A 15,659-nucleotide genomic window follows, 5' to 3' on the forward strand; every position below is an offset into this window, starting at 1 on the left:
GAGTGGTTATACCAATGAAAGATTCTACAGACCGTATGTTGACCCGGATTAAATCGATTTATCTCTACATCCAAGAGAACGGAGCTACTACGACAGCAGAGTTGGTTGAAGAGTTTGGCATCACTTCAAGGACCGTCCAGCGGGATTTGAACGTGCTCGAATACAACAATCTCATTGTGAGCCCTCGACGCGGTACATGGACGTCGAGTAAGAAACAAAAGCAAGCGGGTTGATCCACTGTTTCACTATGTATATCTTTCGATGACGCGATTCTTCGCGTCTTTTTTTGTTATCTTTTTTAAAACGTGGGGTATAGCTATTGGGAGAAGGAGATGATAAGAATGAATATTTTAATCATTGGAGCAAACGGAACGACGGGACGCAAAATGGTCGAATTGATCGCTAAACAAGGAGATCACCAAGCGATCGCTGTCGTACGGGAAGAAAATCAAATCAACGATTTGATTGCACTCGGTGCATCTGAAGTCAGACTTGGGGATTTGACGAAGGATGTCAGTGGCGTCGTCAGTAACGCGGACGTCGTCATCTTTGCAGCGGGTGCTGGTGGCGCATCGGACGAATTGACACGTGCCGTCGATCAGGAAGGTGCGATCAAAGTCATCGATGCAGCAAAAGCGAACGGAATCAATCGTTTCCTAATGCTCAGTTCAGTCGGTACAGAAGAACCGAAAGGCGAACTAAAAGTATATCTCGAATCGAAAGCAACAGCAGATGCTCACCTAAAAGAAAGCGGACTTGATTATACGATCGTCCGTCCTGGTCCACTCAGCTACGATGACCCAGCAGGTACTGTTGAAACGAAAGAGCATTTTGATTCATATGAAGATCGTAAGGTGCCTCGTGACGATGTGGCAGCGCTGTTCGTTCACTTGATTGATCATCCGACACAATCTCGCGTATTCGAAGTACTCAGCGGTCCTTATCCGATCGCGGAAGCACTACGTAACCAATAATTGAATTCCACAATAAAAGGCGATGGAATGTACATTATTCCATCGCCTTTCGTTTTGCTTATTCAGGTTGCCAATCAAACAAGGATAATTCATCCGGTGTCAGTTCACGGTAGTCCCCGAGTGCAAGTGCCGGATCAAGCTCCAAGCGACCAATCGAACGCCGTTTCAAGAACGTGACCTCTTTACCGAGGGCAAGCATCATCCGTTTGACTTGATGAAACTTCCCTTCCGTGATCGTCAATTCAAGCGTTGAATCTGTTTCTGTCGTCGATAAGATCACAAGTTTTCCTGGCTTTGCCTGATAACCGTCTTCTAAGGTGACGCCTGCCGCAATTGCCTCGACGTCTTCTTGCGTCAATACACCTGTCACTTCCGCGTAATACGTTTTTTCAACGTGTTTCTTCGGAGACATCAAGGCATGATTGAATGCTCCATCGTTTGTCAGTAACAACAAGCCTTCTGTATCCTTATCGAGTCGTCCGACCGGAAACGGTTTGAAATACGTCACGTCTTCGAACAACAGATCGATGACGGTCTCATCTCGTTTATCCTCTGTCGCACTAATAACACCCGGTGGTTTATTCATCATCAAGTAAATGTATTTTTGATACGTGACCGGTTCGCCGTACATCAGAACCTGTTGCGACTCAACATCGACATGCTGTTTCGGATCACGCACGATTTCACCATCGACTTGAATTGCTCCTGCCTTAAGCAAAAGTTTTACTTCTTTCCGGGAGCCTGCCCCCATGTTAGATAATAATTTATCTAGACGCATGACCTCGTCCTCGTTTCAATGAAATTTTCCGTCCTAATACGACTTCTGCTAAACCACTCCAAATCGAGAGTCCAGCAAAAATCACGATTCCAACTGCCGCACCAATGATCAGGATCAAAAGAGATGCCCATGTCGTCTCTGGTAAGAAGGACACCATTCCCCACTTGACGAGCGCGACACCCGCCCCCATCAATGCACTGATGATTAGAATCAATGATGTCCGGCGCAAGACCGTACTGAATGGGAACTTCACTGTTTGTGTGATCCGGAAGAACATCAATCCTGTCGCAACGAGATAACCAATGATCGTCGCATAACCAGCACCCGTTCCATCACCCGTCAAATGAATCAACGGCGCATTCAAGAGATACTTCGCAAGTAGTCCAGCAAGTGTTGCGATGATCGTGAAGTACTGACGGTTAGTCCCTTGAAGGACTGCTGCCGTAACAGAATACAGGGCAAGGAATAAGGCACTCGGTGCATAGCTTAACAGATAGACCCATGCTGCTTGATCTTTCGGGAAGAGTACATGGAACGTTTCTTCGCTTAAAAGAATCATTCCGACGACTGCCGGAATCGTCACGAAGAAAACAAGTTGATAAATCTGTGAGATTTGAGCCCGTACTTTCCGCATATCGCCTTGCGTGAAGGAAGCTGTCAACAGTGGAGTTGCCGACAACGACAATCCTGTTGCGACCGATACCGGAATCAAGACAATCTTATGACTATCCGCAATCAGATAGGCAGTCGCGTTTCCAGCCGCTTCGAGCGTGTAGCCGATACTTTGTAAGGCGGCATTCATCGTATTCTGGTCGATGACTTGATAAAGGGGTGTCGAAAGACCAACCATGACGATTGGAATCGCATACGTCAATAATTCTTTATACAAATCCGTTAACGGGCGATCCGGCGAACGGACGGTTTGAGTAGCACGAAGTTCCTGCAAGCCGCTTGCACGTTTGCGGAAATAATAGATCAGAACCGCGACACTACCGATTGCGCCAATGAAGGCGCTGAACGTTGCAATCGTTGCGGCAAATGCTGCACCTGAATCAAATAAATAAATCGCAATGCTGACTCCTGCAAGCAAGAAGATGATCCGGACGATTTGTTCCAAGATTTGCGAAATCGCTGTTGGTCCCATCGATTGATACCCTTGGAAGTAGCCTCGGGTCATACTCATCGGTGGAATCAAGAGTAAAGCGAAACTTACGCCCCGAATCGTCATCGTGACAGCATCAACGTATGCTGCTGAATCAACGTCACCACCCGGAATGGCCCGGTGTGCTAAATACGGTGCGAGAAAGAATAAAGCGAGGAAGGAAACAATCCCGGTCAAGGACATGATTTTCAGACCAGACCGATATAATCGTTCACTCGTATCGTACTCACCTAGTGCATTGTATTTCGCGACGAATTTCGAGACGGCGACAGGAATCCCCGCTGTCGCGAGTCCAATCATGATCGCATAATAATTGTAGGCATAGGTATAGAACATGATGCCCGTCGCGCCGACCATGAACTGAAACGGAAAGAGATAAATCAAACCCAGTGCGCGGGAAATCAGTGACGCACCGGACAGGAGCATCGTTCCACGAACGAACCCTGAATTGCCGGAAGAAGTAGACTGCTTATTACTGACTGTGGACATGGTAACATCCCTCACGCTTTCTAATTTTTATACTCGACACTCTGATCGTGACTGTCTCATTATACAAGTTCTCTCGTACACAATTGCAAATCATTATACCGCTGTCTATCTTGAATTGAAAGAGACGGTTTGTTTACAGTCACAACTTCTGCTAAAGTGAAACAAGCAGAATTCTATGAATGAGGTGACCATATGTACGATGTAATCGTAATCGGAGGCGGACCGAGCGGCTTGATGGCGACGCTCGCCTCTTTACAGGCTGGAGCTCGGACGCTCCTGCTTGATAAAGGAAATAAATTAGGTCGGAAGCTTGCAATCTCTGGCGGCGGACGTTGTAACGTCACGAACCGAAAACCACTCGACGAACTCGTCCAGTCGATTCCAGGAAACGGACGTTTCCTTTATAGTGCCTTTTCTCAATTCAATAATGAATCGATCATCGAACTCTTCGAAGGGTTTGGTGTCGCCCTCAAAGAAGAGGACAATGGACGGATGTTTCCTGTCTCGGATAAAGCAGCAGATGTCGTCCGTGTATTGATCGATCAAATCCGCGCGCACGGTGCCGAGATTCAAACAGACGCGCAGGTCGCTACGCTCGACTTCCATCCAGACGGTTCTTTTGCAGCTGTCATCTTAGAAAATGGCATGCGTCTTGAAGCAAAAAGTTGCATCGTTGCAGTCGGCGGACAATCTGTTCCACATACCGGTTCGACAGGTGACGGCTACCCGTGGGCTGAAAAGGCGGGTCATACGATCACGGAACTCTTCCCAACGGAAGTTCCGATTTTGTTAGGTGATACGTTCATTCATGAAAAAACATTACAAGGGCTGTCGCTACGTGACGTCGCCTTAACGGTCCACGGCAAAAAAGATAAAGCAATCAAAACACACACCGGTGACTTACTCTTTACCCACTTCGGTTTAAGCGGTCCGATTGCTTTACGCTGTAGCCAGTACACGATCAAGGAGCGCAAACGTTCGAAAGAGACGATCGTCCATTTATCAATCGATCTCTTCCCGGACGAATCACTCGGTGCGTTAACCGAACGCTTCCAAGCCGCGCTTGCAGCAAATCCCAAGAAAACGGTACGCAACGCTCTCCGCGGCTTCGTGCCGGAACGTCTGCTTGAACTTTTATTTGCTCAAATCGGCTTTGGCGATGAAGTCTGCACACAAGTCAAGAAACAGGACTGGACGGACTTCTTGCAAAAATTAAAGCGATTCCCACTTAAAGCAACGGGAACGCTCGACTTTGATAAAGCTTTCGTCACGGGTGGTGGCGTCTCAATCAAAGAGATTGATCCAAAGACGATGATGTCGAAAAAAGCGGAGCGGTTATTCTTTGCCGGGGAGATTCTTGATATCCACGGCTATACAGGTGGTTACAACATCACCGCTGCATTCGTAACGGGCCATTGCGCCGGTAGTCACGCCGCAGAGATGGCACGTGATACTGTCTTTTAATATGAACAAGACCCGATTCTTCTGCTTAGCAGAGGAATCGGGTCTTGTTCTGTCAGGATTTAATCAATCGGTGTAAACGATCGGCTTGAGAATTTATCCGTGACGACTAATGCGAACAACTCATTATCTTGCACGAAAATCCCTTTCGAACCATATACTTTCGGACTGGCTGTCTCGCCCGTGATCGTTTTGTCCTTTCGATCGATCGAATAGAGATAGAGCGCTTCTGAATCGAGTGTGTAGATCCGACCTTGTCGTTCAGCAAGACCAATCGGACGGAACTCGGACTCGAACGATTTCTTCGCATCACTTCGCATCCCACTCGCCGCTTCAATCTTCTCACGTTTGATGACTGACAGATAAGGCGGTTTCTGTTTTTTCTTCAGTGCACGTTTTTTCTTTTCCGAGGCGTCAGGATCAATCTTGATCTTATCCTCTTTCATCGCGAAATAAGTCACCTCGACTCGTCCCAGTGCTCGAATATGATTAATCGTATAGAATTCTTTTTTCTTCGCATCATATCCAAGACCATGGAAACTATCCCGTATCGTCGTTCCTTGTACTTTTTCACGTTTTTCTTCGCTCCAGACACCGTCTTTTCGCGTAATCGTGACCAGAATCTGATTCGACGTCAATAGCGCGACTGTCTCCCCGTCAACGAGCGTCATACCGTCTAAACCAGCGAGCAACAACTTTCCTTCTTCTAACTGGAAAGATGCGTTGATGCGTTCTCCGGTTCCACTGATTTCAAAGAAACGATAATCGTCTGTGACGACGAGGTACGAACCAATGGAATCATCATATAACATGTGTTGGACATTTTTGATTAATGGCTCTTCCGGGTTCGGAATAGCTGAAGGCGTTTTCGGTGGCACCTGTTTAACGGCTGCCTGATGCTTTGATTGCGTCTCGATTTTCGCGAACGTTTCTTGAATACGTGACAACGTCTCCGGCTTCGAGAAGACGAGCAGTACGCAAAGGATCAACCCCGAAACGACAGCAAAAATCGTTGTATAGACTATATAAGATCGTTTCATTGATGGTACTCGCCTTTCTTTCTCGGTTTCTGATTCAGTGTAGCAGAAGGTCGTTGAAAAAAAAAGCGGACTTGCGACGGAAATTAAGAAACCCCCTCCATTCGCATCAAACGAATGAAAGGGGCTATGGCTTAGTTTGCCACGATGTTGATTAATTTTTTCGGTACGACGATGACTTTACGAACTGTTTTGTCGCCGATCCATTCTTGTGTCTTTTCATCAGCAAAGGCAAGTGCTTCGATTTCTTCTTTTGTCGCATCGATGTTGATTTCGATTTTCGAGCGAACCTTTCCGTTCACTTGAATGACGAATTCCATCGTATCGCTGACGAGTTTCGATTCATCGAATGTTGGCCATGCCGCATACGTCAATGTCTCTTCAAATCCAAGTTGTTCCCAGAGTTCTTCACCAAGGTGTGGTGCGACTGGCGTTAACAATTGGATGAATCCACGAAGGAAGTGACGCGGAAGAACCGGCTGTTTGTTTGCTTCGTTGACGAAGACCATGAGTTGCGAAATTCCGGTGTTGAACTGGATGTTCGCGAAGTCTTCCGTGACCTTCTTGACCGTCTGGTGGTACGTCCGCTCGAAGTCAGCATCGACTTCTGTGACGTCCTGAATGTCTGCTGTCCGTTCGAACAAACGCCAGACGCGGTCGAGGAAACGACGCGCACCGTCAAGACCGTTTTCAGACCAGGCAACTGATGCATCGAGTGGTCCCATGAACATTTCATACAAGCGTAACGTATCCGCACCATGCGATTTGACGATTTCATCCGGATTGATGACGTTACCGCGTGATTTCGACATCTTCTCGTTGTTCTCTCCAAGAATCATCCCTTGGTTGTATAACTTCTGGAATGGTTCTTTTGTTGGTACGACGCCTGCATCATACAAGACTTTATGCCAGAAGCGCGCATACAACAAGTGGAGAACGGCGTGTTCCGCTCCACCAATATAAATATCAACTGGAAGCCAGTATTTTAATTTTTCTGGATCCGCGATTGCCTCTTCATTGTGCGGATCGATGAAACGAAGATAGTACCAGCAGCTTCCGCCCCATTGTGGCATCGTATTCGTCTCGCGACGCCCTTTCATTCCTGTTTCAGGATCCGTATAATCCAACCAGTCTTCCGCAAGCGCAAGTGGTGATTCGCCTGTACCAGACGGTTTGATTTCCGGAATGATTGGAAGTTCAAGCGGTAATTCCTCTTGGCTGAGCGTCTTCATCGAACCGTCTTCCATGTGAACAACTGGAATCGGTTCACCCCAATACCGTTGACGACTGAACAACCAGTCCCGGAGACGATACGTGATTTTCTTACGTCCGACTTGATTCGTTTCGAGTTCAGCAATCATCGTCTCGATTGCTTCTTGTTTTCCAAGACCATCAAGCATATGTGAGTTGACGTGTTCGCCCTCTCCTGTATAGGCTGCTTCATCAACGTTTCCACCCGCGACGACTTCAACGATTGGCAAGTCAAATTGTTTCGCGAATTCATGGTCACGCTCATCGTGTCCTGGAACAGCCATGATTGCACCTGTTCCGTACGAAGCAAGGACATAATCAGCGATCCAGATTGGAAGGCGATCGCCTGAGATTGGGTTGACGGCAAAAGCGCCCGTGAAGACACCTGTTTTTTCCTTCGCTAAATCCGTCCGCTCGAGATCCGACTTTGTTTGGACTTGCGAAATGTACGTATCGACGGCTTCCTTGTGATCCGCTGTCGTGATGTCAGCTACGAATGGATGCTCCGGCGCAAGCACGAGGTACGTCGCACCAAAGATTGTGTCCGGACGTGTCGTAAAGACCGTGACTTGTTTTTTGTGTCCATCAATCGTGAAGTCGATTTCAGCACCTTCTGATTTTCCGATCCAGTTCCGTTGCATCTCTTTGACAGAATCCGGCCAATCAAGGTCATCGAGATCTTCAAGAAGACGATCTGCATATTCCGTGATCTTTAAGACCCATTGACGCATCGGGACACGCACGACCGGATGATTTCCGCGTTCAGATAATCCGTCGATGACTTCTTCATTCGCAAGGACAGTTCCAAGTGCCGGGCACCAGTTGACTGCGACTTCGTCTACGAATGCAAGTCCTTTTTCATACAACTTCGTAAAGATCCACTGTGTCCATTTGTAGTACTTCGGATCCGTCGTGTTGATTTCACGATCCCAGTCATAGGAGAATCCAAGTTCTTTCAGCTGACGCTTGAACGTCTCGATGTTTTTTGCTGTGAATTCACGTGGGTCATTCCCTGTATCGAGGGCATATTGTTCTGCTGGTAACCCGAACGCATCCCATCCCATCGGGTGAAGGACGTTATATCCTTGCATCCGTTTCATCCGTGCGAGGATATCCGTTGCTGTGTAGCCTTCCGGGTGACCGACGTGGAGTCCGGCACCTGACGGATACGGGAACATATCAAGGGCATAAAACCCTTCTTTGTCTGGATCTTCTGTCGTGACGAAGGCGTTGTCTTGATCCCAACGCGCCTGCCATTTTGGTTCGATTTCGCGATGATTGTACGGCATGTCTTTTCCTCCTCTAATCTAAAAAAACCGGTCCTTCGCCCCTAGGAATAGGGACGAAAGACCGGTTTGGCTTCCGCGGTACCACCCACGTTGTCTGTCTATGACAGACCGCTTGATTCACGGATAACGGTGTGAAAGACCGGATTCGCTACTACGACTTCACGAATCGTGCTCCCTGACGAGTTCACGGTTGTTACCGACTGGTTCGCACCTTCCACCAGCTCTCTTGACGGCACCTTTCCCCTACTACTTCAGTTCCATGCAATTGACTATCTTTTCCTAGTGTAATCTGTTTCTTCCTCAAGCGTCAACGCTTCCGTAAAATTTCCTCGATTTCTGCATGCGATCGCGCCACATGATCCGCTTGTTCTAGACGTTGCGTCGGCATCCGGTCATCAAGAAGCGCAATCACTTCCATGCCTGCTGCTTTTGCACCGATCATCCCGTTCGCAGCGTCTTCGATGACGAGACACTCTTCAGGTGCGTGCCCGATTCGTGATGCTGCAAGTCGAAAAATCGCAGGATCCGGCTTCGAACGTACGACTTCTTCCCCACTGACGTAATGCGTGATTGGAAGCTCATAATGACGGATGACGCGTTCGATTTTTTGAAGCGAACTTGAAGAGGCGATCCCGATATCATAACCAAGAGACGCCGCTTGTTCGATGACTTGTTTAACTCCCTCTTTTAAACCACATTCTTCCGGTTTTGCATGAATTTGAAACAAGCGATGTTCTTCTTCAAGTAACGCACTCGCTGTTTCTGGAAGGTCGTGTTGCGCGACAAGTTCTTCCCACATCTCATCTCCTGTTTTTCCCATGAACGTCGCATACTGAACCGGATCGAGCGGAATCGATAACGTTTTAAACATCTGCTGATGGACCTCAAAGTAGCGAATTTCACTATCTAAGATGACCCCATCCATATCAAAAATAAGACCTCGTTTTTTCAAGACACATCCCCCTTTATTGATCTATCATGATTTCAGCATATCAAAAAAACGACTACACAATGTAGTCGTTTCACCTTCTTCATTTACTTACTGTTTAACTTGTCGCCATTTGGACACTGGTTTGTCGGTAAGCCGGAAAATAATCCGAATCGGCATCTGACCCGTATCGTATACATAACTGATCGTATATGGCTTGTTGAAGAATCGATTTTCCTTGATGATACTCAAATAGTCGATATCCAGTATAGCGGCATTTACTCTCAAAGAGACTATCCCGTTCTTGATATCCACCCCCGAGATGTTGTTCGACGAGACCGCGTGCTTTCGCCTGAAGAATCGCTTCGTACTCGAGTCGCTGATTCGGAAACACCCTCGCTTCATCCCGCTTACAACCAATCAAATGACCGTGGGCATATTCTTTTCCGAGCAATACGAAGTATCCACCAACAGGTTCTCCGTCGATTTCCGCAATCAGTAACAATGGCTCACAGAGGGGATTTGCTTCAAATAATTGCTCAAAATAATTCGCTGTAAAATAGTAATGAGCCGAAGCATTCTTCCGGTCCATCGTTTCATGATACAACGCTACAAAAACAGATAGGTCGTCTCGTGTTCCTGTTCTAACAGTTAAAGGAGAGGCAAGCGATTTGCGAATCATACTTCTCGTCTTCTTATGAAATGTTTGCATGATGTCCTCTATTGAAGGGCGTAAATCGATACTCGTCGTATGACGGATGAAAGAGACTTTCGTCCAATCCCGCATGAAGCGTTCATTCCCCGTCAATGGATTAAAGCGAATCATTTCCGAGACGATCGCTTCTCGCTCTGCCCACCTTTCGAACAATAAGCGTGCATGCTGCATTTCAGTCGCAGTCAGTTGACCAATGATTTCCGGTCCACCGTAGCCATACGGCGTGATGAGATCTGAATAAGGTGTATCAAAAATCCGGCGCTTTAAAAAGGGATAAAATAGTGTTCCTGCATCACCTTCATAACGGAATAGCACCGCTTGCTCAGACGGTCTAGCATTGAGCGTGACGTATTGGTGACTGTAGAAGATATCAAGAGGCTGTTGCTGTACGTGTGTCGTCCAAGTTGCGGCATCTGTGATGAATTGACACCTTTCCATTCGTGCACCTCCAGTCAAAAAAGAAGCAACGTTCATATGACCTTTCTTTTCAAGTTCTTGATTAGAAAGTACCCGTTTCTTTGCCGAAATATTCCATATTATTAAATGTTTATTTTATGTTTTTAGAACGAAAGACGTAACAAAAGACAGCGGATCAAAGTGTCCGCTGTCTTACAGATGATGCTCATGATGTGATTTTAGGAATGGCACGAAGGAAGACGACGCCCGCTAACAGGATCAATCCAATCAATGTCAAGAAGACCGCTGACATACCGGATAAGTCGTAGATCAACCCTCCAACGGTCGGACTGATCATCCGTCCTGCTGAAGCAGCGATATTGACGTACCCTTGGAATTCTCCTTCTTTTCCGATTGGCGCGAGTCTCGCCGCCATAGCAGGAACCGCTGGCCAGATGAACATCTCACCGACCGTCAGGATGATCATCGCGACGAGGAACATCTTAAAGCCACCTGCGAACGGAACGATCAGATAAGACAAGAGGAAGATTCCTGTACCTGTCATCAGTTGTCGCTTTAAGTCATCTCCAAACCAACGAAGAATTGGTGTTAGTAAAGGTTGCGCGAACACGATGAGTGCTCCGTTTATCGTCCAAAGAATCGAGTATTCGGAAATCGTGACACCGAGCGATTTCGTGTGTACAGCAAAGGTTCCCTGCCATTGCACATAAACGAACCAAAGTAAGGCATAACCAATCGAGACGAGCAACATCGTCCGTGCCGCACCGCGTGCAAGGGGTGTGCGTGTCGTTTCGGTCTCGTCATGGGTCGCATGCATCCGCGCCGGTGCCTGAATCCAGGACAAACCGACGAACAAAATGATGGCAAAAGCGATGTAGAGGACAAGATTGGCGATGAAGATGTACTGAATCGAAAAGGCAGCAATTTGACCACTGACAGCTGTCCCGAGCGCTACACCAACGTTTTGTGCGACATAGATCGCATTAAAGGCACGACGCCCGCCTTCAGGCCAAATAACACCCGTCATCGCGTAGATCGTCGGAAAAACCATCCCACCGACGAATCCAATCAATCCAAGCATCGCGACGTATCCGAGGTACGTCTGATGAAACAGCAACAAGCCGACGGAAGACAGAACAAGTCCGATGACACTGATGACGAGCGTCTTCTTGCCGCCGAGACGGTCAAACGCTTTTCCACCTAAGTAGTTTCCGACGATTGCTAAGGCCGAGTTGACGAACAACGCCATCCCTGCTTTCGTCATCGACTCTCCTAAATATTCATGTATATATAATGTATTAAACGGCCATAAAAAAGAGGATCCCGTCGTATTGATGGCCATCGCAAGGACAAGGATCCAGACCGCTTTTGGTAATTTTGGCATACCTGTGGTCCTCCTATTTCATTCTCAACCTTGCCACTTTACGCAATCCGTCCCTTGTCTGTCAAGCCACTTCGCTTTTCGTCAATGAATCAAAAAATGATATAATGCAGAAAGAATCTTGCACATACTGAACCATTACTAGAAAAACAGACTATAGGAACAGGAGTCCATGCCATGTCACTTGCCCGTGTACTACCTTATACGAAACAATTACTCGAGTCCGTTATCGAGCCCGGAGACTGCGTCGTCGACATGACTGCCGGAAATGGACATGATACGCAGTTTTTAGCAGAATGCGTCGGTCCAGAAGGTCGAGTCCTTGCGTTCGATGTCCAGGCACAAGCCATCGAGGAATCGACGCGACGTCTCGACGAAGCCGGAATGTTAGCACGCGTCGACCTTTATCATGAAAGCCACATCCATGTCGGTGCCCGTCTTTCGGACGAACAACGTCCCGTTCGTGCCGGTGTCTTCAATCTCGGATATCTGCCTGGAAGCGACAAATCGATCACAACGACAGGTGAAGAGACGCTCGAAGCACTCGATGCCCTCCTCCCGGTCCTCGCTCCCGGCGGTCTTGTCGTCCTCGTCGTCTATCACGGTCACCTGGAAGGAAAACGAGAGCGCGACGCTGTCCTCGATTACGTGACAGCCCTTGATCAGCAAGATTACGCCGTTCTTCAGTACCGTTTCTTGAATCAACAAAATCATCCACCGTTCATCATCGCAATCGAGAAAAAAGTACGCGGATGATTGGACACAAAAAAGTGATGCCTTTTTTTAGAGGCATCACTTTTTTCTCACTCTTCCACAAGCTTAAAGAACAATATTAATTTTTCTGCAAACCGTGTGTTCAACCGTTCGAAACTAAAATGCGGAAATCCGTGTAGACGTTGTAAGTAAATCTGATCGCCACCCATTTTCCGGCATACTTCAAGCGTCAACTTGACGTCTGCGAATTGATCGTCCGGTGCATAAAAACAAGCCAAGTTCACACGTGGCAGTTTTTTTCGTTCCTCGTCATGTACGACGATCTCTTCTTCGATTTCCCGGTACTGTGCATAGGTCAGTTCACCGATACGAACAGTATCTTCCGTACTTTGACCAAACGGCAACGTACCGAGTGGCGCATCAGGTCGGAAACGATCGAACGCACTTGCAAAGACTTGTTTGACGCCTCCGAGTTGTTTTGAAGGGTGCCAATCAAACAACGGTGAAATGAACGACAGACTGGCGACCGGTAATTCATATTCTTGCAACAGACGATTGACGACGAGTGCGCCCATGCTACAGGCGACGATATGAATCGGTAGCTTGCGTTTCCCGGCTTCACGTAATGCTTCTTTTAACAGTTGACCATGTTCTTCAAACGAGATGCGACGTGGTGCGTCGACGAGCAATACTTCATACTCTCGTTCGAGTACCCGAATCAAAGCTTCACTCGGACGGGCACGCAGTTGTAACGGATAGACTAATACGATGATTCCTGTTGGTTGTTCAACCACAAACTCACCTCTTCACTTCATACTTCCTTTTCACGATACCTTATTTCAAACGCAATCGAAACCGTCCCAAGACGGATTTCACGAGGCGACATGGCGAAGACGAATGACAGATTCTACTTGCCCAAAGACTTCTTCCGTCATCTCACTCAGTTCTTCAAAACCAAATGAGGTCAAGAACTGACGTGCTTTATAGTTACGTGCTTCCACGTAGACTTCGAGTGGGACGGCTCCTTGTCGTTCGAGTTCACGGATCAGACGTCGCCCGATACCATTTTGCTGATATTTCGGTAAGACGTACAGACGAACGATCTCCCACGTTCCCTCAACATCAACAGCATGAATGAAACCGACGATCTCCTCGTCGATGATTCCGACATAAAAATACTCTCCCCGTGCTTCTTCCGCCGTCCGGATCGCACGAACGACTTCTTCTTGCGGATACGCCTCCTGCACGAAATGCGCTTTCGAACGTTCGGAATAGATTTCTGCATACGTATCCAACCAAGATGTGACGGCAATGTCATGAATACGTCCTGCATCAGCTGGAATAGCTTCGCGTATTTCCATAATCGGAACCCCCCTTTATATTCATACGAATCGACTCATGTACTTTTACCCTCTTCTAGAAAAAACATTCGTTTCCTGCAAAGTTCCCCGTAAACAAAAAAAGTCCGAAAACCCGCGTAGGGTTCTCGGACTTTTTGATTATGCGAAACGTTTTGCTTGTTCTTCAAGAACTGCTGCTTTATCTGTTTGCTCCCATGGAAGCTCAACATCTGTACGACCGAAGTGACCGTATGCAGCTGTTTGACGATAGATCGGACGACGGAGATCAAGCATGTTGATGATTCCAGCCGGACGAAGATCGAAGTTTTCAGCAACCAATTCGACGAGTTGCGCTTCAGGAAGTTTTCCTGTACCGAATGTATCAACCGCGATTGATACTGGGTGCGCGACACCGATTGCGTACGCAAGTTGAACTTCTGCTTTGTCTGCAAGACCTGCAGCAACGAGGTTCTTCGCGACGTAACGTGCTGCGTATGCAGCTGAACGGTCGACTTTCGTTGGATCTTTACCTGAGAATGCTCCACCGCCGTGGCGTGCGTATCCACCATACGTATCAACGATGATCTTACGACCAGTCAATCCAGCATCTCCTTGTGGTCCGCCGATAACGAAACGACCAGTTGGGTTGATGAAGAATTTCGTTGCTGCGTCGATGTATTCAGCCGGGATGACCGGTGTGATGACGTGTTCTTTCAAGTCAGCTTGGATTTGCTCAAGCGTGACTTCTTCTGCGTGTTGTGTCGAGATGACGATTGTATCGACACGAACCGGCTCGTTGTTCTCGTTGTATTCGACCGTGACTTGTGTTTTTCCGTCCGGACGAAGGTAGTCGAGTTGACCGTTTTTACGCACTTCTGCCAAACGGCGTGCGAGACGGTGTGAAAGCGAGATTGGAAGTGGCATGAGTTCTGGTGTTTCTTTCGTTGCGTAACCGAACATGAGACCTTGGTCTCCTGCACCGATAGCATCGATTTCTGCATCAGACATGCTACCTTCACGTGCTTCAAGCGCTTGGTCGACACCAAGAGCGATGTCTGCTGATTGCTCATCGATTGATGTCAATACAGCACACGTGTCCGCGTCGAAACCGTATTTCGCGCGTGTGTAGCCAATTTCACGAATTGTCTCACGAACGACTTTTGGAATGTCGACGTAAGTTGATGTCGTGATCTCACCTGCAACGAGAACAAGACCTGTCGTGACAGAAGTTTCTGCCGCAACACGTGCGTTTGGATCCGCTGCGAGGATTGCATCAAGAATTGAATCCGAAATTTGGTCACAGATTTTATCTGGATGACCTTCAGTGACTGACTCCGACGTGAAAAGTCGGCGATTAAGGTTTGTCATGTATGACCCTCCCAAAAAAGAATTTGACGGTGTACTCATTTCCCCTAGTTGAGTGGGACGGTAAAATGAAAAAAACCTTTCCAAGTCCAAAAAATGGTCAGGGAAAGGTTGTGCGTTCTTCCTTTACCCTCTTATCGTTCGAAGTGTTTACTTCGCTTCAGGAGAGCACCTTTTCCCTCATTAATATGTGAATTAATGTAGGACGGTTGCCGGGTTTCTTCGGGCCTTGTTCCCTCCACCTGCTCAGAATAAGAGTATCCGTTACGAATTACATGATATAAAGTTGTACCTACTCTGTCAAGCAAGGTTTCAAATTCTAGTCGAAACTTTTTGAAAGAGATGTTAAACTGTTAAT

General features: G+C 47.4%; 14 protein-coding genes, 1 riboswitch and 1 other annotated feature. Of the genes, 4 read left to right on the forward strand and 10 right to left on the reverse strand.

Annotation, left to right across the window (positions count from 1 at the left end; translation table 11 throughout):
- Positions 1–14 precede the first annotated feature (14 nt).
- Entirely contained in the window at positions 15–233 is a 219-nt protein-coding gene (locus ACZGCQ_RS09050) for a DeoR family transcriptional regulator (protein WP_023469095.1), read from the forward strand.
- 108 nt (positions 234–341) lie between these two features.
- Entirely contained in the window at positions 342–974 is a 633-nt protein-coding gene (locus tag ACZGCQ_RS09055; protein ID WP_481266064.1) for an SDR family oxidoreductase, read from the forward strand.
- A 58-nt stretch (positions 975–1,032) separates the two neighbouring features.
- Here the strand turns inward: ACZGCQ_RS09055 and ACZGCQ_RS09060 are convergent, their stop codons facing one another.
- Positions 1,033–1,752 carry a pseudouridine synthase gene (locus tag ACZGCQ_RS09060; RefSeq protein ID WP_214727605.1) on the reverse strand — a complete coding sequence of 240 codons (720 nt, stop codon included), beginning with the start codon at positions 1,750–1,752 and terminating at the stop codon, positions 1,033–1,035.
- Positions 1,739–3,403, reverse strand: a complete 1,665-nt coding sequence (locus tag ACZGCQ_RS09065; protein ID WP_481266065.1) for a putative polysaccharide biosynthesis protein — start codon at positions 3,401–3,403, stop codon at positions 1,739–1,741. Before ACZGCQ_RS09065 ends, ACZGCQ_RS09060 begins: the two co-directional genes overlap by 14 nt.
- 192 nt (positions 3,404–3,595) lie before the next feature.
- Here ACZGCQ_RS09065 and ACZGCQ_RS09070 point away from each other — a divergent pair, with 192 nt between their 5' ends.
- The gene (locus tag ACZGCQ_RS09070; protein ID WP_050678607.1) at positions 3,596–4,867 is read left to right on the forward strand and encodes a BaiN/RdsA family NAD(P)/FAD-dependent oxidoreductase; all 1,272 of its coding nucleotides are present in this window, start codon (positions 3,596–3,598) and stop codon (positions 4,865–4,867) included.
- Between the two features lie 59 nt (positions 4,868–4,926).
- Here ACZGCQ_RS09070 and ACZGCQ_RS09075 read toward each other — a convergent pair whose 3' ends face one another.
- From ACZGCQ_RS09075 to ACZGCQ_RS09095, 5 genes are all read right to left on the reverse strand, one after another.
- Positions 4,927–5,904, reverse strand: coding sequence for a hypothetical protein (locus tag ACZGCQ_RS09075; protein ID WP_149427738.1), 978 nt, complete (start codon positions 5,902–5,904; stop codon positions 4,927–4,929).
- A gap of 131 nt (positions 5,905–6,035) precedes the next feature.
- Positions 6,036–8,441: a leucine--tRNA ligase gene (gene leuS, locus ACZGCQ_RS09080; RefSeq protein ID WP_481266066.1), complete on the reverse strand. Its 2,406-nt coding sequence runs from the start codon at positions 8,439–8,441 to the stop codon at positions 6,036–6,038.
- Between the two features lie 46 nt (positions 8,442–8,487).
- Positions 8,488–8,710 (reverse strand) — a binding site (T-box leader).
- 38 nt (positions 8,711–8,748) lie between these two features.
- Positions 8,749–9,393, reverse strand: coding sequence for an HAD family hydrolase (locus tag ACZGCQ_RS09085; protein WP_069940895.1), 645 nt, complete (start codon positions 9,391–9,393; stop codon positions 8,749–8,751).
- A 94-nt stretch (positions 9,394–9,487) separates the two neighbouring features.
- A complete protein-coding gene (locus ACZGCQ_RS09090) occupies positions 9,488–10,522 on the reverse strand; it encodes a peptidoglycan bridge formation glycyltransferase FemA/FemB family protein (RefSeq protein ID WP_481266067.1) in 1,035 nt (344 codons plus the stop codon).
- Between the two features lie 184 nt (positions 10,523–10,706).
- Entirely contained in the window at positions 10,707–11,885 is a 1,179-nt protein-coding gene (locus ACZGCQ_RS09095; protein WP_481266068.1) for an MDR family MFS transporter, read from the reverse strand.
- Positions 11,886–12,038: 153 nt separating this feature from the next.
- Here ACZGCQ_RS09095 and mnmM point away from each other — a divergent pair, with 153 nt between their 5' ends.
- Positions 12,039–12,638, forward strand: coding sequence for a tRNA 5-(aminomethyl)-2-thiouridylate-methyltransferase MnmM (mnmM, locus tag ACZGCQ_RS09100; protein WP_481266373.1), 600 nt, complete (start codon positions 12,039–12,041; stop codon positions 12,636–12,638).
- Positions 12,639–12,685: 47 nt separating this feature from the next.
- On the opposite strand, the gene ACZGCQ_RS09105 is transcribed toward mnmM, so the two are convergent.
- The 3 genes from ACZGCQ_RS09105 to metK all read right to left on the reverse strand — a co-directional run bounded on the left by ACZGCQ_RS09105 (position 12,686) and on the right by metK (position 15,304).
- Positions 12,686–13,390 (reverse strand): alpha/beta hydrolase, encoded by a 705-nt coding sequence (locus ACZGCQ_RS09105; RefSeq protein WP_481266069.1) that lies wholly within the window; start codon positions 13,388–13,390, stop codon positions 12,686–12,688.
- Positions 13,391–13,468: 78 nt separating this feature from the next.
- On the reverse strand, positions 13,469–13,957 hold the full coding sequence (locus ACZGCQ_RS09110; RefSeq protein ID WP_069940898.1) for a GNAT family N-acetyltransferase: 489 nt from the start codon (positions 13,955–13,957) through the stop codon (positions 13,469–13,471).
- Between the two features lie 138 nt (positions 13,958–14,095).
- The gene (gene metK, locus ACZGCQ_RS09115) at positions 14,096–15,304 is read right to left on the reverse strand and encodes a methionine adenosyltransferase (protein WP_023469108.1); all 1,209 of its coding nucleotides are present in this window, start codon (positions 15,302–15,304) and stop codon (positions 14,096–14,098) included.
- Between the two features lie 128 nt (positions 15,305–15,432).
- A riboswitch (SAM riboswitch) is annotated at positions 15,433–15,559 on the reverse strand.
- Positions 15,560–15,659 lie beyond the last annotated feature (100 nt).

The sequence above is a fragment of the Exiguobacterium sp. HSB13 genome (genome assembly GCF_056764755.1).

Excerpts from the sequence above, each read along its gene's own strand:
- ACZGCQ_RS09070 (WP_050678607.1), top strand. The coding sequence starts at position 3,596 with ATGTACGATGTAATCGTAATCGGAGGCGGACCGAGCGGCTTGATGGCG.
- ACZGCQ_RS09075 (WP_149427738.1), bottom strand. The coding sequence starts at position 5,904 with ATGAAACGATCTTATATAGTCTATACAACGATTTTTGCTGTCGTTTCG.
- ACZGCQ_RS09095 (WP_481266068.1), bottom strand. The coding sequence starts at position 11,885 with ATGCCAAAATTACCAAAAGCGGTCTGGATCCTTGTCCTTGCGATGGCC.
- ACZGCQ_RS09060 (WP_214727605.1), bottom strand. The coding sequence starts at position 1,752 with ATGCGTCTAGATAAATTATTATCTAACATGGGGGCAGGCTCCCGGAAA.
- metK (WP_023469108.1), bottom strand. The coding sequence starts at position 15,304 with ATGACAAACCTTAATCGCCGACTTTTCACGTCGGAGTCAGTCACTGAA.
- leuS (WP_481266066.1), bottom strand. The coding sequence starts at position 8,441 with ATGCCGTACAATCATCGCGAAATCGAACCAAAATGGCAGGCGCGTTGG.
- ACZGCQ_RS09110 (WP_069940898.1), bottom strand. The coding sequence starts at position 13,957 with ATGGAAATACGCGAAGCTATTCCAGCTGATGCAGGACGTATTCATGAC.
- ACZGCQ_RS09055 (WP_481266064.1), top strand. The coding sequence starts at position 342 with ATGAATATTTTAATCATTGGAGCAAACGGAACGACGGGACGCAAAATG.
- ACZGCQ_RS09050 (WP_023469095.1), top strand. The coding sequence starts at position 15 with ATGAAAGATTCTACAGACCGTATGTTGACCCGGATTAAATCGATTTAT.
- ACZGCQ_RS09065 (WP_481266065.1), bottom strand. The coding sequence starts at position 3,403 with ATGTCCACAGTCAGTAATAAGCAGTCTACTTCTTCCGGCAATTCAGGG.
- ACZGCQ_RS09090 (WP_481266067.1), bottom strand. The coding sequence starts at position 10,522 with ATGGAAAGGTGTCAATTCATCACAGATGCCGCAACTTGGACGACACAC.